This window comes from Cyanobacterium sp. IPPAS B-1200, assembly GCF_001747005.2.
In the GTDB taxonomy this organism is placed as follows: domain Bacteria; phylum Cyanobacteriota; class Cyanobacteriia; order Cyanobacteriales; family Cyanobacteriaceae; genus Cyanobacterium.
In genome coordinates this window covers 429,298-451,388 of sequence record NZ_CP182899.1, presented here as the reverse complement: position 1 = coordinate 451,388, position 22,091 = coordinate 429,298, and the positions used below count along the sequence as shown (strand labels likewise).

Genomic DNA, 22,091 nt, shown 5'->3' with positions numbered 1-22,091 from the left:
GGACAATTAAACTTTAGAATTTTGAGTCTGTTAGGTTTAAGTATGAAATCCGACAATCAAGAATTGTAAAACCGCTATACTTTCCCGTGATTTAAAATAAACTCTGCAATAGTTAAATCCATAGGAGTAGTCACTTTCAAATTAGTTTCTTCCCCTTCTACTATCTGCACCGAATAACCACATCTTTCCAACAGCGCCGCATCATCTGTCACCTCCCACCCCAACTCTAGCCCTTGATTGTGACATTGTTTTAATAACTCCACATCAAATCCTTGAGGGGTTTGGGCTGCCCATAAGTAATCACGGTTAGGGCTATCTATGACAGTTTTGTTTTCATCTACTATTTTGATAGTATCTTTAACAGGGATAGCTGCAATTAAACCCTGACAATTATCTAACGCTTTGGCACAACGATCAAATAATTCTGGGGTTGCCAAACACCTTGCCCCATCATGGATTAATACTTTCTGGGCATGGCTAGGTAAGGCTTGTAAACCGTTATAAACTGATTGTTGTCTAGTGTCTCCCCCTTTTATCAAGGTGACGGGTTTGGTAAGGGATAATTGTTTAATAATTTGGGTAAATTCCTTAAAGTCGTAGGGTTGCCCCATTATTCCTATCCATTCAATTTCCTGAGATTTTTCGGCGTTAATTAATGTCCATGCCAAGAGGGGCTTATCCTGTAATTTTAATAGTAATTTGTTGCCTTTTGCTCCCATTCTTTTACCTACACCTGCGGCGGGAATTAATAAAAACATAGCCAGAATTTTGATAAGATTAGATGTTAATTGAGGAATAAAAATTATTTTTTTAGCTTCATTTATTGTGGATTGTCCGTGGTCTATTGTCAATTTACCTTCACTGTTTATCGATTTTCATGAATGATTCTCTAGGGCAACATTTACAAAAATCCCTTTCTACTATTAAAAAAGCTCGTTGGTATCGGCAAGAACAAAAAATAACTGATTTATCAGGTTACACTATCACCATTGATGGTGAACAGTTAATTAATTTTGCTAGTAATGATTATTTAGGACTAGCCACAGATATTCGTCTTAAACAGGCGGTAATAGAAGCTACCGAGCGTTATGGTAATGGTAGCACTGGATCTCGTTTATTAAGTGGTCATAGAACCCTCCATGATGATTTAGAAGGTGCGATCGCCTCTTTGAAACAAACCCCTAAAGCCCTTGTTTTTAGTTCGGGATATTTAGCCAATTTAGGTACTATTTCCGCCCTAGTGGGCAAAAAAGACCTTATTTTAGGGGATGAATATAACCACTCTAGTCTTAAAAATGGAGCAAAATTAAGCCAAGCCCATGCGGTGGAATATCAACATATTAACTGTGAAGATTTAGTTGAGCAATTAACTAAAAATCGCGCCAACTATCGCCATTGTCTGATTATCACCGACAGTGTTTTTAGTATGGATGGAGACATTGCCCCCCTCCCTTTGTTGTTGGATATTGCCAAAAAATTTGACTGTTGGCTAATGGTGGATGAAGCCCACGGCACAGGAGTAATGGGCAAACATGGGGCTGGATGCTTAGAACATTTTCAGATAAAAAGTGAGCGTATTATTCAAATCGGCACCCTAAGTAAAGCTGTCGGTAGCTTAGGGGGTTATGTGGCTGGGAGTGAGGTGTTAATTGATTTTTTGCGTAACCGTTGCCCTACTTGGATTTATACCACTGCCCTTTCTGTGGCAGATACAGCAGCGGCGTTGACAGGGGTTAATATCATTCGCACTGAAGCCCATCGTCGTCATAATCTATGGACTAATATTAATTTTCTTAAAAAACTATGTAGTGAAGCTAACCTAGCTATTTTACCCTCAGATTCGGCAATTTTGTGTTTACCCCTCAAAGATGCTCCCGAAGCCCTAAATATGTCGTCTAAATTGCGATCGCATGGTTTCTATGTACCAGCTATTCGCCCCCCCACAGTACCCACTAGCCGACTACGTTTTTCCCTCATGGCAACCCACGAGATTAGAGATTTACAACAATTAGTGAATGTCATCGAGGTTCAGAATTAGGGAATAAAACGCTAGAATGCTATTAATATTCATTATTCATTCTCAATTCTTTGTGATATGATGCTTAGAAGGTTGTTGAGAAAAGTGAAATCCTAGACTCAATGAACATTTTAAAAATTACAAACATCTAACTCTAGCCATACGGGCATGGTTTGGTTGCAAAAACTATTTACAAAAACAAACAACGACAATAGCTTTAATGCTAATGATGATAATAGAGACTGGGTGTCACTAAATCCTGATAAATTTGGTAACAGCCAAATTTATTTCAGCACCCATGAAGAAATCGATTTGTATGAATTAGAAGAACTTTGTGATTCTGTGGGTTGGGCTAGGCGCCCTCTCAGAAAGGTAAAAAAAGCCCTCGAACACAGCTATTTAGTTGTTTCGGCTTGGGAGGTTAGAGGCAATAAAAAAATCATGATTGGTTTTGCCCGTGCGACTTCTGACCATGCTTTTAATGCCACTATTTGGGATGTGGTCATTCACCCCCGTTTTCAGAATAAGGGATTAGGTAAGGTTTTAATGCAATATATGATTCGCAAGTTACGTAGTGATGATATTAGTAATGTTACTCTATTTGCAGATCCTCAAGTGGTAGAGTTTTACCGTCGTTTAGGTTTTATCCTAGATCCTGAAGGCATCAAGGGAATGTTTTGGTATCCTGATTAACTTTTTTTTGCACTTTTTAGGTTTTGATACTCTCTGGATATGTTATTATTATATAATGGGAATGTTTGCATTTTTATGATATAAACACACAGATTTCCATTATCCTGTAAATATCTTTATCATCTCAGTATAAGGGAAAAAAGTCAATAAAAAAAGTAAATTCTGTAATGATTATTTACATTTATTGTGGAGTGTTTTACTTTCCTTTCATATCCTTTAATTCTTGGTCAACTTCCCATTGTTGGAATTTCTCTTCGAGGGGATCTAAAGTGTCGTTGTAAGTAGAATATTGAGAGGAGGAGGAATTATAATATTTAGGAGTATTATAGGTACTTTGAGCTTGTTTCATTTTCAGTTGAATTTCTTTTTGTTTATCTTCAATGGATGCAAGAATTTCTCTTGACTGGGCAATTTTTTTCTTAGTGTCTTCCATTTTTTCCCAAGCTATTTTTCCCTGTTGAAGAAGACTAATTTCTCTCATTTCAGCTTGTTGAGCTAAATCATAACGACCTGATTGTCTTGCTTTTTCGATGCGAGGATGCCATTTTTGAATGTCTTTGCCTAATTGTGTAATTTCTTGCTCTAATTTTTGAAGTTCAGCTTTTAGCTTTAAAATAAGTTTAATAGTTTCTTTTTCTTGAGCTATTAATTCTTCTGATAAAACTTCTAGTTTAAGTTTTGGATTACTATTTAAAAATTCTTCTAATCGAGATTCTAAAAAATTACTAAAATCTTCAAAAATTCCCATGGTCTTAGTTAATAATCAGTTCACATTACCAATTACGATAACACATGGAGAGAGAGCTATTCCTTCGGTTTTGCTCAGTATATTATTTAATGTCCCAGTCCATATTTGTTGATTGTTTCTCCCTGCATTTTTTATGATTATAATAGAACCATTTAAAGGGCGATCGCCCTTAATTAAAAAATCAATGATGCGTGGAAGATTTTTAGCCCCCATCAAAATAACGAGGGTGTCGATTTGGGAGAGAATATGCCAGTCAAGGGATTCAGGATTATGTCCACTAATCACCACAAAATTTTGACTGTTATTTTTTTCTGTCAGGCTTACCCCCGCCCATAAAGGAGCGGCTAAAATAGATGATATACCAGGTACTAGCTCATAATCAATATTATAAGGGGCGATCGCCCTTAATTCTGGACTAAGACGACCGAAAATGCCAGGATCTCCACTTTTCAGACGAATTACATTATTATACGATTGACCATAATTAATTAATATTTGATTGATTTTATCTTGAGGAGTGCTAATTTGTCCCCCTCTTTTGCCCACATTAATTTGTAAACAATGGGGTGGTGTAATTTTGAGAATTTCATCATCAGCCAACGCATCATAAATGACTACATCAGCCTTACAAATTAAACCATGGGCTTTTACCGTTAAATAGTCGATACCCCCTACCCCCGCACCGACGAAATAAATGGTCATGATTATTTTGAATTTTAACTATTAATGAAGATTGATTATGACTGATCGTAATTAATATTTAATCTCTAGTTCAGACTAAAATAGAGCAATTTAATTGTCAATATTACTACGATTCGCATTATTTCCCACTTTAAACAAATTGATACCATAGAACCATAGTAATTATAAATAAAAAATTCCATGAAAATTTTAGTGGCAGGGGCTACGGGGCAAACAGGAAGAAGAATAGTCAAAGAGTTGGTAGAAAAAGGGATGGATGTTCGGGCTTTGGTGAGGGAAGAAGCCAAGGCAAAGGAAATTTTACCCCCATCGGTGGATTTAGTTATGGGGGATGTTTTAAAACCTACAACTTTAGAAAATGCTTTAAAAGATTGTGATGTGGTAATTTGTGCCACGGGGGCAACCCCTAGTTGGGATATTACGGCGTTTTATAAGGTGGATTTTGAGGGTAGTAAAAATTTAATTGATTGTGCGAAAAAAGCAGAGATAAATAAATTTATTTTTGTTACTTCCCTTTGTGTATCGAAGTTTTTCCATCCTCTCAATTTATTTGGGTTGGTGTTGTTTTGGAAAAAACAGGCAGAAAAGTATTTGATAAATAGTGGCTTAAACTATACCATCGTGCGTCCGGGAGGTTTAAAAAATGAAGACAATTTATATCCGTTGGTGGTAAGGGGTGCTGATACCCTAGAGGAAGGCTCTATTCCCCGTAGAAAAGTGGCGCAGGTATGTGTTGAGGTGATTTCTCGCCCAGAAACTGATGGCAAAATTTTGGAAATTGTCGCCCAAGAGGATGCCCCTAGCCAAGATTGGGATCAATTATTGGCGGTTTAGTAGTTTTTAATTTGGCTTTTAATTCCCATTTGATGCGGTTTAAAATGGACGTTTCATCAAGGGAATTGATGATGTTTTCTACCACTGCTAGGGGACCATTTTCGCCCCATGAAGCGCCGTTGGCGAGATAAACTTTGGTTACTTGCCCAATGGTATAGGTGGAAACCCCTGCTACTCCTGCTTGGGTAATGGCGATGGAGAGATAAGGGGCAAGGCTTAATCCTCCTGTGATGGGGGTGGTTAAGCCTAATACTCCTTTCAGGGAACTTAAACCAAATGTCACAAGGATGTCACTGGCGGTGATACCTCCCATGCTGAAGGCTATTTTTTTTAGTAGTCCTAATGCCCCTTTTTGGGTCATGGGGATGTTATAAAGGTGGGAAAGGCTTAAAATCATCGCCACATCAACGATCGCCCCTGTGAACAAATCTAGGGCGGTTACAGGGTTAAGGGCGATCGCACTGGCTTTAGTCATTACGGCTTTTTGGATAATTTTTTCGGCGTTATCATCCCTAACTGATAATTTTCGTTGTACCAATCGTTCGTTAATATTACCTGTAAATAACATGGTATTGAGGGCAACGAGGGATTTTCCTTCTCGATGGAGAATTTCAAGGATTTTTAGCTGTAAATCTTCGATTTGAGGCTCTGCCCGACGACGACTAACCTTTAATTTACCTTCTTTATCCCTCAGCGCCACAGAAATAAGAGGAGATGCCGCCACCATGACAATTTCATCGGGTGACAATAACTCTTTTACCCTCTTATCCCTAATTGTCTCATAGATTTCGGTGCGATCGGTATCAGGATATTGATCAATTTTATTAAACACCAAAATCATCGGTTTACCAACTTCCCGCAACTGAGAAAGGGCATTGTATTCCACCCTCGTAATATCCCCCGACACCACAAATAAAATTAAATCCACCTGACTAGCCAAATCATGGGCTAAAGCCTCCCTCGTTTCCCCATCAATTTCATCAATGCCGGGGGTATCAATCAACTGAATTTGAGCATTAGCGGAGGAATTTATTAGCCGTTGTACATTACCCAATCCATTACCAATACTTTCTTGATTGAGTTGCCAATGGGTTTGACTTATATCTTGGGTTACTCCATGCAAAGGCCCAGTGATAAATATTTCTTGCCCCACTAAGGCGTTTAAAACGCTAGATTTTCCCCTGCCTACCATGCCAAAGGCGGCAATTTGAATCACAGAGTTTTCTAGTTTTTCTAACATTGCTGTTAGTTGTCCAATATCAGTTTCTAATCCTATTTTTTCTTCTTTTTTAAGGTCAAGATTGTCTAGTAAATTTTGTAAAGATTTTTGAGCTTGTTTATAGTTAATTTCTCCTTGTAAATTGGCAAAGTCTAGGATGGTGTTTTCCCATTCTTCTTGACTCCATTGGTTAAATTCTTCTTCTGCCATAATTCTTTTATAAGTTCCGTTCCATTAGTATTTTTTGGTTTCTACAATTTCTTTAACAAGGGGCTTAAGCCCCTTGCCTCATATCCCTTACCCCTTACCTCACATCTCTTACCCCTTACCTCACATCTCTTACTCCTTGCCTCCCTATTAGTTTACAGAGCATAACTCTACTTACTTACTTATTTATTATTATCAATTATCCATCATCAATTGTTTACTTACTTTAGATTTAAAACTACTTTTTAATAAGTTATATTGGCTTCGTAAATAATCAATATTGTAGTCTTGTTTACCATAATACCAAGCCACAAAATTATCTGAAATTAAATCAATAATTTCTAGTTGTTCAGTAGCTAAAAAATCCCTTAATCTTTGGGCGTATTCCCTCGGAGTTTGGGCTTTATGTTTGGGATAACCTTTTGCTCCTAGAAAATCAATCATTTCGAGGTATAACTTCTCCATAGGATCTAACTTCGCTAAACGGAGACGATACAATTGTTTTTGCAGTAAATTAAACCCTAACCAACCGATAAACCCAAGGAATATTAACACCATTGAGCCTAGCAAAATACCCGTAAAACTACCCGTAAAAAATGCCCACAAACGAGTTAGCCATGGAGAGGAAAGAAAGTCGGAAATAGCATCAATAATGTTGGTAAATAGTATGGTGACAAAATCGACAATGGGGGAAGGCAACCAACTGGCAACCCAATCCCACAGTTGTCCTAAGACTCCGAAGGTGTTGTCGTCGTCCACGGATGGGGGGATGATTTCGTTACCCGGGAGGGGATCAAAATAAAACCAGCCATAGTTGGGAAAATAGACTTCTGTAAGGGCGTAGGCATCGGTATTACGTACGACATAGTATCCTGTGAAGGGGTTGAAGTTGCCTGGGGCAAAACCCACTACTAAACGAGCAGGGATATTGAGCGATCGCAACATAAGGGTATATACGGTAGCAAAATGATCGGGATAACCCCCTTGATAGGTTTCCAGAAAGGCTTGGGTTAAGTCTTCGCCCTCCTCTAGGGGTGGAATATCAGGATCGATGCGATAATTTTGTTTGATAGCCTGAGCAAGATATAATGCTCTGGCATAATTAGAAGTTAGCTCACTGGGGGAGCGTGACAATAATTCCTCTGCTTTTTCCCTCACCAAATTCCTAATATTTTCAGGTACTTCTAAATAGTAATCGGAGATAGATTCAGGATAATTATTTCCTGCTTGGGATAATTGGGTTTGATTTCGGTTTCTTACTTTTGATACCGCCGTGTAGGTTAAACCCTCAATTAAGCCTGTGGGCGATCGCAAACTACCCTCTGTATCAATGGCTATTTGTTCTGTGGGAAAATAAAGGCGATCGGGAGAAGATAAAAGAGGAATAATATTAGGTAAATCAGAAACCACCGTAAAAGTTTGAATTACCCTCTCCGTTTCTCCCAGCACATTGGGCAAAGAAAAATTGAATTGGAAATTCCAACGATTGCGATCTACATCCATGGTTTGATCATCCCTCGAAATATCCCAACCCTGCCCAGTGTAATGGTCAAAAGCCAAAGCTCTCCAAAATCCAGGTGATTGCGATCGCACCCTCAAAACCACCTTCGGATTACTAATACTACCCCGCAAATTTTGGTCCATGGTAGTATTAAAACCATAATAAAAAGTATCATCCACCTGCCCTCTACCCGCACCATCTTCCCCAGAAGTACCACCACCCCCAGCACCACTACCATCAGGATTATAACCCGGGCTAACAATGCCCCGATCAGCCTGAGAAAAATCAAGATCTTCCAACCCTTCAGGCGCACTCACAGGAAAAGTTTGTAACTGATACCCCGGATAACGAGGCATAATCGTAAAAATTAGCAACCCAATAGCCAGAGTAACCGTCAAAAAAGAAGTAATCTTTTTCGGCGACAAAGGAGAATTTTTTAACCACTGTTTAGTTTTCTCCGACTGCTTCTGATGTTTATTACCCGTATTAGCCTTATACTCACTCTCATAAGTCGGTAAACCCATACGAGAACGATAATCCAAAATCATCGTCGGAATAGTAACCAAAAGAAACAATAATAACCAAGGAGCAAAAGCCACCGTCTGAGAAAGAGTACCAGCCACCCCGATTAAAATAAAACCAATCACCATAGAATAACCCAAATCCTTACGGCGAGGTAAATCGAAACTATGTAAAACTTGCAACTGTACCAAAAACTCCGCCAACACTAAACGATTATCAAACAAACTGCGTATTAGATTACCCAAAAAGAAAAACAAAGTGGCAACCATAGCAATGGCAAGGATAAATTTTAAAGTAACGTTTTTTTCCTTACGACGATGCCAACTTACCACCCCCCCCAAAATACTCAAAGGAATAGCCCAAACACTCATCGGAAATTGACTCACCGCAGCCACATCCGTCGCCACGATACCCACAATCACCATCAACTGTACCAATACACGAAATAAAATAGACTCCTCAGTTTTGAGAGGGGGCAAAGACTCTATTTGCTGGATAATTCTTTCAATGGTAGGAAAACGCTTTAATTGTTCAATCATCGATTATTCATAGGCTTTAGCAGTAGATTCATTGTAGCAATGAACCATTAACCATTGATTGACAATTATAAAAAGTTAAGTTAGAAAGCTAAAAAATAAGCTCAGACAAAAAATAATGGGATAAAATCAAGCTGTAGGAAAAAGATGATAATTAATTCCCATGAGAACAGATAAAGCCCATGACATCATGCGCACCTATTACAATCCCCTCAAGTTTATGTTTGCACCCAAATCGGTAGCATTAATTGGGGCAACAGAAAAAGAAGGTAGTGTTGGGCGTACCCTACTTTGGAATTTAATTAGTCATCCTTTTGGGGGTACGGTTTTTCCTGTCAACCCCAAACGCAAAAGTATTTTGGGCATTCGGGCTTATGCTAGTCTCAAGGATTTACCCGAATCGGTGGATTTAGCCATTATTGCCACCCCAGCGCCCACGGTACCTGATTTGATTCGTGAGTGTGTAGAAACAGGGGTAAAAGGAGCGATTATTATTTCTGCTGGGTTTAAGGAAATTGGGGCTGAGGGGATAAAGTTGGAGCAGGAAATATTAAGGGAAGCAAAAAAAGGTAATTTACGAATAATCGGGCCTAATTGTTTAGGCTTAATCTGTCCTTCTTCTGGATTAAATGCTAGTTTTGCCAGTACTAGCCCTGGCCTTGGCAATGTGGGCTTTATTAGTCAGAGTGGGGCTTTTTGTACTTCGATTTTGGATTGGAGTTTGCAGGAAAATTTGGGCTTTAGTGCTTTTGTGTCCATCGGTTCGATGTTGGATGTTAATTGGGGGGATTTAATTTATTATTTGGGGGATGATCCTCAAACTGAGAGTATCGTTATTTATATGGAGTCCATCGGTAATGCAAGGGATTTTATTTCGGCGGCACGGGAGGTGGCTTTAACTAAGCCGATAATTGTCATTAAGGGGGGACGCACTGAGGAGGCGGCTAAGGCGGCAGCCTCCCATACGGGGGCGTTGACTAGCAGTGATGAGGTGTTGGCTTCTGCTTTTCGGCGCTGTGGCGTTTTGCAGGTGGATACTATCAGTGAGATTTTTAATATGGCGGAGTTGTTGGCGAAGCAGCCACGCCCGAAGGGTAAGAATTTGACTATTTTGACTAATGCTGGGGGGCCTGGGGTATTGGCGACGGATGCACTGACTTGGGGTAAGGGTAGGCTGACGCATTTAAGTGAGGAAACTATTAAAAAATTGGATGAAATTTTACCTGTCCATTGGAGTCGTAGTAATCCTATTGATATTTTGGGTGATGCTACCCCCCAAAGGTATGCCGAGGCTTTGGAAATTGCCTCGGAGGACGATAATAGTGATGGGTTATTGGTTATTTTAACTCCTCAGGATATGACTGATCCCACCAAGACGGCGGAGGCTTTGTTGGAGGTGGCAAAAAAAATTAAACATAAGCCTATTTTGGCGAGTTGGATGGGGGGTAGCACGGTGGCGACGGGGAGAGAAATACTTAATCATGCTAATGTTTATACCCAGAGTTATCCTGATGATGCTGCACGGTTGTTTAATTTGATGTGGCGTTATAGTAATAATCTTAATGCTCTCTATGAGACTCCTAGTTTTGCTGATTCGGAGGAGTTGATCGATCGCCCTTTAGCCTCTAAAATAATTGGTCATGCTCAAGCTACGGGGCGCACTTTGTTAACGGAATATGAATCCAAACAGTTACTCAAAGCCTATGGCATCCCGACAGTGGAAACCCACATTGCCCTTAATGCAGAAGAAGCAGGGGCGATCGCCCTTAAAATAGGTTATCCTGTGGTGCTTAAATTACATTCTGAGACTATTACCCATAAAACTGACGTGGGGGGTGTACAGTTAAATTTGGGGGATGAGGAAGCTGTTACAACTGCCTTTGAGACTATAAAAACAGGGGTCAATGAAAACGACTTTTTGGGGGTAACGGTGCAACCCATGGCCAACCTCACGGGTTATGAGTTGATTTTGGGTAGTAGTGATGATCCCCAATTTGGCTCGGTGCTACTATTTGGCACTGGGGGGGAATTAGTGGAGATATTTAAGGATCAAGCCCTTGGTTTACCGCCCCTAAATACTACCCTAGCACGACGTTTAATCGAGCGTACCAAGATATTTACTGCCCTACAGGGGGTAAGGGGTAGAAAACCTGTAAATATTGCCCAATTAGAGCAAATTTTGGTATTATTTAGTCAGTTGGTAATTGAACAACCTTTTATCAAGGAAATCGATATAAATCCCCTCCTTGCCAATGAAGATGAGTTGATAAGTTTGGATGCGAGGGTGTTGTTATACCCCCCCGAGACAAAACTAGAAGATATACCCAGCCCTGCTATTCGTCCTTATCCCACTCAATACATAAGTCATCATACCTTGAATAATGGCGATCGCTTTACCATCCGCCCCATCCGCCCAGAAGATGAGCCAAAGATAGTTAATTTTTGTACTGCATTATCTGAGCAATCGGTGTATTTTCGCTTTTTCCACTCCATCAGTCGTCAGTCTTTGATTTCCCATGAGCGTTTAGCCCGTATTTGTTTTATTGACTATGATCGAGAGATTGCTTTGGTAGCTTGTGATAATATGGGTGATATAAGGGCGATCGCACGGTTAAGCCGAATCCATGGAGACTTAGAATCCGCTGACATTGGCTTATTAATCAAAGATAACTATCAACATCAGGGCTTAGGTACCTTATTAACCCAAAGCATGATTAATATTGCCCACCAAGAAGGCATTAAATATCTTAGGGCTGATATGCTAATGGACAACCACGCCATGCAAAATCTTTGTCGTAAACTCGGTTTTGAATTGCATAGTCAAGATCATTTAGTTCGAGCAATTTTGACCATGGAAAATTAAAAAAATATTAGTTTTATTATTTACCTTGATTCCCATTCAGAAGATCTAATTTTGTACAAAAAAGTGGATAAAATAATATAAAATAAAAAGGTTTTAAAAAATCACAAAAAGTTATGGCTTGGTTTGTAAAAATAGAAAAAGGAATAGTTCCTAAACATATTTTTGATAAGTATGTTCCCGCCCACTTAGAATATGTAAAAGAATTAAATAAATTAGGACATGAAGCCAAAACAGGCTACTGGAATGACGCTGAAGGAGGTATGTTAATCTTTAAAGCCGAATGTATAGAAGACGCAAAAACCATTGTAGAAAAAGATCCTTTAATACAAAATAAATGTGTTGAATATGTCTTACATCAATGGTGTATCGTGAATTAAAAGATAATTTATTTAGCCCAAATATTCTCCTAATTCCAAACGAGTGCCATTAATAAAATTCCAAGCAGATTGTAACTTTTTACCCGCTAATTGTACCTCTAATATTAATAGTAAACCTGAGCCTGTTTGAACTACAAAACCAAAATTCTTGATAGTTTTTACCACTTCTCCCACTCCTCCTTTTACTGAATTTATATCAGATAAATAGGATTTGATTTTGGTAAATTCTGGGGGTAGTTCAATATTTTCTATGTCTGTGAGGGGTAAACTAGCGCTAACTTTTAATTTTTGTTGCCTAAAAGTAGTAAAACAGTTGGGATAAAAAGCCCTAATTTGATTATGAATTTGTGAGGCAGATTTTGTCCAATCAATGGGATAGTCTTCCTTGTTAATTAATCTGGCATAGGTGGCGAGGTTATCATCTTGGGCAACGGGATTGATTTTTGGAAGTTTGGCAAGGGTTTCTAACAGTAAATCAGCACCTTGGGTGGCTAATTGTTGGGCAAGGGTATCACTATTGTCAAACAAAGAAATGGGAGTAGTGGCAGTGAGTAACATTGCCCCTGTGTCCATACCTTCATCCATTAACATGGTAGTGATGCCTGTTTTTTTTTCGCCATCATAGATACTCCACTGAATAGGGGCAGCACCTCGATATTGGGGCAAAATTGAGCCGTGAACATTGATACATCCATGTTTAGGCATCTGAAGTATTTGAGAAGATAAAATTTGCCCATAGGCAACGACGACGAAAACATCTGCCTGGGTAGTTTCTAATAATTCTAGGGTAGCTTGATCTTTTTTGATGCGATTTGGTTGCCAGATGGGGAGATTATGTTGCAGTGCTATTTTTTTGATAGGAGAGGGAATCATTTTACTTCCTCTGCCCCGACGTTTATCGGGTTGGGTGACGACGGCAATTACTTGATGATTTTCGTCTGATAATAGTTTGGAAAGGGTGGCAACGGCAAAATCTGGTGTACCAAAAAAGACGACGCGCATTATTTTTGTTGATTAACTTAAGCAAGTTTATATGGTACCACAAGGGGTAATGAGTGGTTTCATTATTCATTTTCTATTACTTTGGTGAGTGCCTTTTGAAGGGCTTCTATGCGTAGGGGTTTGGAGATATAATCATTCATTCCTGCGTTGAGACAAATTTGGCTATCACCGTCGAGGGCGTTGGCGGTAAGGGCGATGATGTGGGGTTGGGGTAGGTTGGGGCGACTGCGTATCATTCTGGCGGCGGTTAAACCATCCATTTCTGGCATTTGTACATCCATGAGGATAACATCATAGAAATTATGCTCTATTTTTTCTAATACTTCTACTCCGTTTTTGGCGGTATCTGCTTGATAACCCATTTTTTTGAGGGTGAGTAGGGCTACTTTTTGATTAACGAGGTTGTCTTCTGCTAATAAAATTTTGAGGTGAGGGGATAGTTGTAAGTCTTGGGGGTTATTGTTGTTTTCGTTTTCTAGCGGAGGGGGCATCAATGGAGTAGTAGGAATTTCGGCAAAGATAGTAAAGTAAAAGGTTGTACCTTGAAATTCATAAATTTGGTTTTGGGGTTGCCATTGGAGGGGAGGATTACCACCGATTTTACCGCTACTTTCTGCCCAGATGGTGCCTCCCATTAATTCTACTAGGCTTTTACTGATGGTTAATCCTAATCCTGTGCCTCCATAACGGCGACTGATGGAGTTGTCGGCTTGGGTGAAGGGTTGGAATAGGTGATAAATGCGATCGCCCTTAATACCAATTCCTGTATCCTTGATGGTAATAAGGATTTCCTGATGATTGTCGGTAATCTTTTGACTGATAATCGATAAAAAAACTTGTCCTTTTTCGGTAAACTTAACGGCATTACCCACTAAATTGAGCAAAATCTGTCGTAAACGGGAAGAATCACCATAGATAAAGGTAGGCAAATCTTGATGGAGATGATAAATCAAATCAATGCCTTTTTCTTGCACCTGTTGCTTAAACAATTTGACAACGGATTCAATGATATTAGGTAAATTGACGATTTGTTTCTCAAGGTTAAAATTACCCGACTCAATTTTAGAAAAATCAAGAATATCATTAATAATGGTTAACAAGGTTTCGCCACTATCACGGATGGTTTGAACAAAGTCTAATTGTTGGTCTGATAGGGGAGTATCTTCCAATAACTTTATCATACCAATTACCCCATTCATCGGAGTACGAATTTCATGGCTCATGTTCGCTAAAAATTCACTTTTTACTTGAGTCGCTTTTTCTGCTTTTTCTTTAGCATTGGTAATGGCAATTTCTGCTTTTTTACGAGCAGTAATATCAGTCAAAAATCCTTCCCATAATATATCTCCATTGGCTTGTTTTTCAGGGACAGAACAGGCTTCCAACCATGACCATTCTTGACTCTTATCCTCTTTTTTGAGACGAAATTCAGCATAAAAAGGAGTTAAGGAATTCACAGATTTTGCAATATTTTTTCGGATAGTAATAATATCATCAGGAAGCACTTTTTCCCAGATAAAGAGACTAGATTTTAACAGTTTTTCTGGTTCTATGCCACAAACTTCTTTGCATTTTGGACTAACATAAATAAATTTCTCTTTACCCTCAGGGGTAACTACATATTGATAAATTACCCCCGGCACATTTTCACTTAAACGACGGAATCGACGCTCACTCTCTTTTAACTTCTGCTCGGCTATTTTTTGATCACTTATATCCCTAATCAACCCATCCCAGATTATGTCACCATTGGGCTGTTTTTCGGGGGCAGCAGTGGCTTCAACCCATTTTATGACATCATTTGCCAAAATGATACGATGCCTCGATGTAAAGGGTTCTAGGTTGGTGGCGGAGGTGTCCACAGCAACCATGAGGGAAGCTAAGTCATCGGGATGAACTTTTTGCCATAATATACTACTATCTTGGATGATTTCTTCGGGGTTGAGGTTATATATATCTCGTGATTTAGGGCTAATATAGGTAAAGTGATCATTTGCGTCCCTATCGATGATATATTGATAGACTATACCAGGAACATTTTGGGTAAGACGACGAAATCTTGTGTTGCTTTCTTCTAGGGCTTTTTCGGTCTCTTTGCGATCGCTTATATCAAAAGCCATAGAACATATATGATTATATTGTCCTTGGTCATCGGGAATTAAAAAGTTACTAACCAAGAAGGCTTTTAGCTTACCATCAATGAGAAATTCTTGCTCAAAAATTATGGGTTGCCCAGTTTCAATCAAGACTTGATCATGTTTCCGAATTATCTTCGTTTCAGTCTCTGAAAAAATGTCTTCGTAGTTTTTACCGATAACTTCATCAGGAGTTTTACCTAAAGTTTGGGCAAAAGAATCATTAACAATCAACATATGCCCATCCAAATCATTAACACACATTTCTAGGGGGGCATTATTTAAAATTGATTCGAGCCTTTTTTGGGAAGCCTGTAACTCTAATTCCTTTTGTTTTAAAACTGTAATATCTCTACCTACAGATTGTATCTCAATTAAATTTCCTTGATCATCAAAAATCCCTTGATTAATCCATTGTGTCCAACCATAACCACCATTTTCCTGATAATTATGCTTTTCGGTGACAAAAGTAGGATTATGGGGGGTTAAATTAGCAATCTGAATAATGGTTTCTTTTAAGTCTTCTGGATCAGCAAAATCTCCCCAAGACTTACCTTGTATATCTTCTAGGGTACATCCTAGGGCTTCACATAGGGCAGGATTAGCGAAAATGATGGTAGTATCAACCTTCGAGCGTAACACAAAATCCGTTTGAGTTTGAACGACTTGCTCATACATTTTTTGATATTCATTAAGGGCTTTTTCCTTTTCGATAAAAGAGGCTTGTAATTGCTGGGCCATTTCACTGAAGGAAAAGAATAGAATGTCAAGCTCTTTGATGGTGCTTGGTTTATAATCAATGATGCCCCCTTGCCAGTTGCCTTGGGCAATTTCTACGGTTGATTTACTTAACTGCTGAATGGGTTTACCTATTTTTTTTGCCACTAACCAACCCACGGAGGCAGAAAACACCAAGCTAAGGGCGGTAAAAAGAAGGGTAGTTTCAACATTATTACTGATTTCATCCATAAACAACGACTCAGGTAATATGGTAATGACAAGCCAATCAATTCCTATGTCATTTTGATAGGGAGTAACTTTTATATAGGGTTTACCACTGCTGCTAGGGGATTTAATGGTGGTTTCTCTGGTGATATTATCAAAGTTTTGATAATTGTCTGTGAGGATTTGTGTTACTTCTTTTACCAGTGGATATTCGCAGTTAGGGGCGGATATTCTTTGGCTACTACCATCCACGATGCCCCCTAAAAAGTCTTGGTTACAACTACCAATCATTAGTCCTTCTTTGTCAATGACAAAGGTAACACTACCTTCTTGAAGGTTTAGCTGTTGTAAAAATTGGTTAATTTGCTCTAGTTGTAAGTCTATGGATAAAATACCGATTAAAGTATTGTCGCTATTATAAACAGGGGTTGAGTGGGAAATGCCGAGAATGGGAGGAAAAGCGTTTTCACTATTCCAAGGATAAATAGGACTCCATTGGGGGGCTTGTTGATACCAAGGTTTTAATGGGGAGGGATTTTCTTCTATGTCGGCAATGCCAAGAAGATTGCCTCGATGATCCACGTGGTAGTATATTTTTTGGTTAGGATTATCACTGTTGATAATTGCCACTTCTACGTTGGTAGTTTGATGATAGCCGTAACCGACACCAACATAATTTCCTACTAAGTCAGTAAAGTTGAGATAACCTAAATTAAACTCTCGGATTTTGCTATAAAAGTATTGGGGTAGGTTGTCTTGATCATTTTCTAGGTTGATGATTCCTGTACTAAAAGCTTTAGCATTAATTTGGTTTACTTGTTCTGCTTTTCCTAAATAGTTATCTAAATATTCTAAAGTGCGATCGCCCGTTTCTGTCAATAATTGATCAGCTAAATTTTCTATGGTTTTTTGCCCTGTGCGATATGATAAATAACCGACTATACCTACCGTGGTAATTATTTGTACTAAAAAAGGAACAATTAAAACCCAACGAAGGGTAAAACGGGGGGATTTTTGTTGCAAAGATGAGGCTTTAGGAGTCATAGCCGCCTAGGGGGAAGGTATGGGGTAATGGGAATCGCTAGTTAATTTATCTTAGCTAATCTTGTAGAAATTAAGATGCTAATTTGAGCCCTTCGAGGTACAAAGAATAAGCAAAACCGATTTTAAAGGCGTTGAGGGTGGTACGCCAGAGGGGTTTGTTGGGGTTACGATTTTTGTAAATGATAATATTTGAGCCTTCGGTGAAGAGTAGGAAAAAAAAGGCAAAGGTGACATCCCATCTGGCTGCTTGCCCGGCAATGGAGGAGATGGTATTAGCAAGAAAGAAACCTAGTAAGAAAGCAATTACATTAAGGGATAGTCGGCGCCAAGGGTTACTAAAAAAGTCGATGATTTGGTTGCCGATGCCTGTGAGTAAGATATTTAGTCTTGTTTCTTGCATAATGGTTTACTAATTTTCAAGATGGGCTAAAAGGGCGATCGCCCTTACCATGATAAGATGTTCTTGGACTTGAATCCGTTTATGTAGGGTTTCGGGGGTATCCCCTTCGAGGATAGGCACCGCCGACTGAATTAAAACTGGCCCACTATCCACAGCCAAATCTACTAAATGGACAGTACATCCTGTTATTTTAACCTTTGCCTCCAAAGCTTGTTCGACGGCATTTATCCCTTTAAAACTAGGTAATAAACTAGGGTGAATATTGATCACTTTTCGGGGGAAGGCATTTAATAATACGTTGGTAATAATGCGCATCCATCCTGCCATCACTACCCACTCTACCCCATGGTTTTTGAATACTTCGACGATGGCTAGATCTAATTCTTCACGGCTTTGGAAATCTCGATGGTTGAGTAAAACTGCCTTGATGCCTAGTTTTTCGGCTTTTTCCTTCACCGTAGCATCAGGATTATTGTAAATTAGGACTTCAATTTTAGCATTTAATTCTCCATTAATAATACCATGGGCGATCGCCTCGAAGTTACTACCACTACCCGAAGCCATTACCCCCAACCTAACAGGAGTAGTAGATTTTAACTGTTCAAGACTAACATCGGGAGAAATAATTGCGCTCATTTACCAGCCATGGATTACTAAAGTTTAACCAAGATTATCTCAAACTTTGGCAAGATAAACAATTAGCAGTGGATAATTGATAATTAATTAAGTAAGTAAGTGGGCATAATTAAATCGATTTAGGCAAGGGGCGAGGATTTGGGCAAGGGGCTTAAGCCCCTTGTTAAAGTTTACAGATTAACTTATAAATGAGTGCGTAACGTCAGTTATTAATAGAGTTTGTTTTGTTTTGTAAGACTCCAGGGCAGCATTCGCCACCTTCAAAGTATAAACACTATGCTGATTAGTGGTATAAATAGGGGCATCATTTAATAAATGCTCTAAAACCGCTTCTGTATCTTGGGTAAACAAACCCCGACGACTGCCCACTTCCAAATCCGTTACCTTATCCCCCTGAATTAACCTACCCTTTTCCCCTTCAAACAATAAAACCCCTTCATCCCCATGAATAGTCAATACCCTACCACTACGGGCAAACTTATCACCCTTACCATAGGTAATATTTACCCCCATCTGATTTTTAAACATCAACTGTGCCTGACACCAACAAGCCGAAAAATAACCACTCTCAGGGGCATCCCAAAAACGAGCATTACAACTAACCGTTTCCACCTCCCCAAACAAATCCGTAAAGCGATTGATGCGAGAAAGGGCAGCAATCAGAGGAAAGCCATAATGATGGTAATTGTAAGTCCAATGAGTACCTACCTTGGGTTTAGACAAAATAGTTTCGTAACTAGCAAGGAAAGGATTACCTATCTTAGAAATGTATTGTTTAATGGCTTGATGCACTCCCCCCAAAAGTTCGATATGCTCGATATGAAGTAGTTTTCTTTTTGCCTTGGCTAAATTTAATAATTCTGAGGCTTCTTTACTGTCGATGGTGAGGGGATATTCAACGATAACGTGTTTATCTGCCAAAAGGGCTTCACGGATAATTTGCCCATGGAGATAATTTACATTAGAAACACAAATTAAATCGATTTCTTTATCACTTATCAAATCTTGCCAAGAAGATACAGTTTTTACATGATGAGTTTGAGCAAAGGTAGCGGTTTTTTCGGAGGTATTACCACTTACAGCCACTAATTCGGTATGGGGCGAATCGTTAAAGGCTTCTGCCCTTCTAGCAGCGGCATATCCTGTGCCGACAATGCCTACTTTGACAGGAGTTTTGACAATATTATACTGACTCATCACGGCTTAAGATTAAAAATTAATTTATTTATAAACGGTTTACTAAATCCCTAGTTTTTTTTATGGTATCAGGTAATACCCCCACCAAGAAAGCAAATACTTCATCGGGTAGTTGTTGTGCGGTGTTACTATCAAACCAATGTTCAAATTGATTAAGAATAACCTGCGCCCTTTCATGGGGAATGGGGTTACTGGTGATTTGTTTAATTAGTTTTACCCATTGTCTCCTGAGTAGATATGCTTTTTGTCTTTCGGAACTATTTTGGGGTAAAAATAAAGATAGTTTACCTACGGGGATAACATCTACTAAATCTTGGTCAAAAAATCCTCCCACTATAGCCCCAGGGCCTGCAAATTCGGCATAATATTTTTTAATTAGGATTAGACCATTTTTCTTTTTTGGATTGACAATTAGCAGAGGTTTTTCTTGAACAAATTTATCTAAGGCAGTGTAGATGTTATTTTGGGCGTTTTGATTCATGGGGATGAATGGGAGTTACTCTGGGTTATTACTGAAGGATTTTTCTAACAACAAGCGACGTTTGTTTTTGATGAATAAACTATAGAGGTTAGTTTCTTCTTGTTTGATGGTGTAGCCATTTTGAAGATAGACTGTTTGCCCTGTTTTGTTTTCGGCTAATACATGGAGGGAAAGGTTATCATGGCCCCAATTTTGGGCAATTTCTTCACATTTTTTGAGCAGTTGGGTGGCGATGCCTTGACGACGAAATTCTTTTTTTACTGCAAGGTTAGATATATAGGGAAATTTTTGTTTTTGAGTCCAACCATATAGTCTTCTTTGGGATACTTCTACGGTGCCGACTATCTTTTCTGCTTCTGTGGTGGTGGCAGGTATAACGGCTATGATACAGCAATAGTCAGAATTATGGGCATAAATGCGATCGCGCAAATCCTCGGCAATACCCATCTTCATTAGGGGATAAAGCCACCCTGTTAGTTTACCAAAGTCATGGAAACTATAGGTGAGTACATCGGCAATTTGACGAATATCCTCGGAGGTTGCAAGGCGAATGATAGGGCAACAGGAGGAAGAATGGTTGTGATGGGAAAAGGATAATGATGATGTCACCAGTTTTTAATCAATCAATGAGGGTGTAAAGTAATTGATAATGGATAATTGAGAATGGATAATTGATAGTTAGGGAATAATGTTTTTAATTTGATTATATTTGCCATTCACGTTAAATCAATTTAAGTCTTTTTCAATTAGGGCGAACAAATGTCCGCCCAGTGTATAAATTTTATCCCTACCCTCCAAAGGCGATGGGGAAGGTTAGTTTTAGGGCTGCGGTAAGCAATAGATTCACTAAGGCTACGGGTAATAAAAATTTCCAGCCTAAGTCTAGTAATTGGTCAATTCTTACCCTAGGTACTGTCCAACGTAATAATACAGCAATAAATACTAAAAAGTATGCTTTTAATACTGTCATGGAAATACCAAGGGCTGCGGTAAGTACCTGTAACCAAGGGGTAGTTTCGCTTACTCCTAACCAACTAGCTAAGTTTTGGATAGGAATAGGAAAGTCCCAACCTCCTAAATAAAGCACAGCTACAATAAGGGCTGATAACACGAGGTTAACATAAGAACCCACATAAAATAAGGCGAATTTCATTCCTGTATATTCGGTTTGATACCCTGCCACTAATTCTTCTTCTGCTTCGGGTAAGTCGAAGGGTAAACGCTCACATTCAGCCAAGGCTGCTACCCAAAAGATAAGGAAGCCCACGGGTTGGCGCCAGATATTCCATCCCAAGATACCATACCCCGACTGTTGTTCGACAATGTCAATGGTACTAAGACTATTAGACATCATTACCACAGCAAGGACGGCAAGGGCAAGGGGAATTTCGTAGCTGATGGACTGGGCAGCTGCCCTTAAACCCCCAAGAAGGGAGTATTTGTTGTTGGAGGAGTAACCTGCCATGAGTAAGCCAATGGGGGCAATACTAGAAAGGGAAATCCAGATAAAGATACCAACGTTTAAGTCGGTGATTACTAAGTTTTGCCCGAAGGGTACAATTAAATATGATAAAAATACTGGAATTACTACCACTGCAGGGCCTAAGGTAAATAAAATTGGATCTGCTTTGGCGGGGGTAATGTCTTCTTTAAAAACTAATTTTATACCGTCGGCGACGGGTTGTAATACACCTAAAGGACCAGCGTATTCGGGGCCAATTCTTTGTTGGGCGGCGGCGGAGATTTTTCTTTCTAACCATACGGTTACTAATACTCCCACGGTTGCACCGATAATCATCAAGACTAGGGGTAGTGGTATCCAGAGGGTTTTGGCTAACTCTGGGGACAATCCTAAGTCGATGAGGGAGGTTATAAAACTTCCTTGTAAATCGATTCCTGAGTTCATTTTATTTGTTTTATTTATTTGCTTCTGGACTTCATTTTATATTAAAGTTACTTACTGAACCAAAGTTTGCTCTTTTTTTGCCTAAAAAAAGGTTTTGATGACGATGGATTAGTGCTAGGATTATTA

General features: G+C 39.1%; 18 protein-coding genes. 5 read left to right on the top strand and 13 right to left on the bottom strand.

The features are described from left to right. Positions 1-74: 74 nt before the first annotated feature. Positions 75-758: a 2-C-methyl-D-erythritol 4-phosphate cytidylyltransferase gene (ispD, locus tag A5482_RS01950; protein WP_069790113.1), complete on the bottom strand. Its 684-nt coding sequence runs from the start codon at positions 756-758 to the stop codon at positions 75-77. Positions 759-877: 119 nt separating this feature from the next. On the opposite strand from ispD, the gene bioF reads away from it, so the two are divergent. Further along, positions 878-2,038: an 8-amino-7-oxononanoate synthase gene (bioF, locus tag A5482_RS01945; RefSeq protein ID WP_069790112.1), complete on the top strand. Its 1,161-nt coding sequence runs from the start codon at positions 878-880 to the stop codon at positions 2,036-2,038. 147 nt (positions 2,039-2,185) lie between these two features. After that, positions 2,186-2,710 carry a GNAT family N-acetyltransferase gene (locus A5482_RS01940; RefSeq protein WP_069790111.1) on the top strand — a complete coding sequence of 175 codons (525 nt, stop codon included), beginning with the start codon at positions 2,186-2,188 and terminating at the stop codon, positions 2,708-2,710. A 196-nt stretch (positions 2,711-2,906) separates the two neighbouring features. Here A5482_RS01940 and A5482_RS01935 read toward each other — a convergent pair whose 3' ends face one another. Together A5482_RS01935 and cobA are read right to left on the bottom strand one after the other, a co-directional pair. After that, a complete protein-coding gene (locus tag A5482_RS01935; RefSeq protein ID WP_069790110.1) occupies positions 2,907-3,458 on the bottom strand; it encodes a TIGR04376 family protein in 552 nt (183 codons plus the stop codon). Positions 3,459-3,473: 15 nt separating this feature from the next. Then, positions 3,474-4,160 (bottom strand): uroporphyrinogen-III C-methyltransferase, encoded by a 687-nt coding sequence (gene cobA, locus A5482_RS01930; protein ID WP_069790109.1) that lies wholly within the window; start codon positions 4,158-4,160, stop codon positions 3,474-3,476. A 180-nt stretch (positions 4,161-4,340) separates the two neighbouring features. Between cobA and A5482_RS01925 the strand changes: the two genes are divergently transcribed. After that, positions 4,341-4,994, top strand: a complete 654-nt coding sequence (locus A5482_RS01925) for an SDR family oxidoreductase (RefSeq protein ID WP_069790108.1) — start codon at positions 4,341-4,343, stop codon at positions 4,992-4,994. Here A5482_RS01925 and A5482_RS01920 read toward each other — a convergent pair. Next, a complete protein-coding gene (locus A5482_RS01920; protein WP_069790107.1) occupies positions 4,960-6,423 on the bottom strand; it encodes a GTP-binding protein in 1,464 nt (487 codons plus the stop codon). The two genes, A5482_RS01925 and A5482_RS01920, sit on opposite strands and share 35 nt — an antisense overlap. Before the next feature lie 192 nt (positions 6,424-6,615). Further along, positions 6,616-8,982: a transglutaminase TgpA family protein gene (locus A5482_RS01915; protein ID WP_069790106.1), complete on the bottom strand. Its 2,367-nt coding sequence runs from the start codon at positions 8,980-8,982 to the stop codon at positions 6,616-6,618. A 160-nt stretch (positions 8,983-9,142) separates the two neighbouring features. On the opposite strand from A5482_RS01915, the gene A5482_RS01910 reads away from it, so the two are divergent. After that, on the top strand, positions 9,143-11,842 hold the full coding sequence (locus A5482_RS01910; protein WP_069790105.1) for a bifunctional acetate--CoA ligase family protein/GNAT family N-acetyltransferase: 2,700 nt from the start codon (positions 9,143-9,145) through the stop codon (positions 11,840-11,842). Between the two features lie 113 nt (positions 11,843-11,955). After that, entirely contained in the window at positions 11,956-12,219 is a 264-nt protein-coding gene (locus A5482_RS01905) for a YciI family protein (protein WP_069790104.1), read from the top strand. Positions 12,220-12,231: 12 nt separating this feature from the next. Here the strand turns inward: A5482_RS01905 and fmt are convergent, their stop codons facing one another. The 8 genes from fmt to nuoH all read right to left on the bottom strand — a co-directional run bounded on the left by fmt (position 12,232) and on the right by nuoH (position 21,965). After that, positions 12,232-13,221, bottom strand: coding sequence for a methionyl-tRNA formyltransferase (gene fmt, locus A5482_RS01900; RefSeq protein WP_069790103.1), 990 nt, complete (start codon positions 13,219-13,221; stop codon positions 12,232-12,234). A gap of 62 nt (positions 13,222-13,283) precedes the next feature. Then, positions 13,284-17,345, bottom strand: coding sequence for a PAS domain S-box protein (locus A5482_RS01895; protein ID WP_069790102.1), 4,062 nt, complete (start codon positions 17,343-17,345; stop codon positions 13,284-13,286). Positions 17,346-17,415: 70 nt separating this feature from the next. Beyond that, positions 17,416-17,745, bottom strand: a complete 330-nt coding sequence (locus tag A5482_RS01890) for a DUF565 domain-containing protein (protein ID WP_069790101.1) — start codon at positions 17,743-17,745, stop codon at positions 17,416-17,418. 9 nt (positions 17,746-17,754) lie between these two features. Beyond that, positions 17,755-18,381 carry a phosphoribosylglycinamide formyltransferase gene (gene purN / locus A5482_RS01885; RefSeq protein ID WP_069790100.1) on the bottom strand — a complete coding sequence of 209 codons (627 nt, stop codon included), beginning with the start codon at positions 18,379-18,381 and terminating at the stop codon, positions 17,755-17,757. 177 nt (positions 18,382-18,558) lie between these two features. After that, on the bottom strand, positions 18,559-19,578 hold the full coding sequence (locus A5482_RS01880) for a Gfo/Idh/MocA family protein (protein ID WP_069790099.1): 1,020 nt from the start codon (positions 19,576-19,578) through the stop codon (positions 18,559-18,561). 28 nt (positions 19,579-19,606) lie between these two features. After that, complete coding sequence (locus tag A5482_RS01875; RefSeq protein ID WP_069790098.1) at positions 19,607-20,059, bottom strand: hypothetical protein; 453 nt, start codon at positions 20,057-20,059, stop codon at positions 19,607-19,609. 15 nt (positions 20,060-20,074) lie between these two features. Beyond that, positions 20,075-20,668: a GNAT family N-acetyltransferase gene (locus A5482_RS01870; RefSeq protein WP_069790097.1), complete on the bottom strand. Its 594-nt coding sequence runs from the start codon at positions 20,666-20,668 to the stop codon at positions 20,075-20,077. A 178-nt stretch (positions 20,669-20,846) separates the two neighbouring features. Beyond that, a complete protein-coding gene (nuoH, locus tag A5482_RS01865; RefSeq protein ID WP_069790096.1) occupies positions 20,847-21,965 on the bottom strand; it encodes an NADH-quinone oxidoreductase subunit NuoH in 1,119 nt (372 codons plus the stop codon). Positions 21,966-22,091 lie beyond the last annotated feature (126 nt).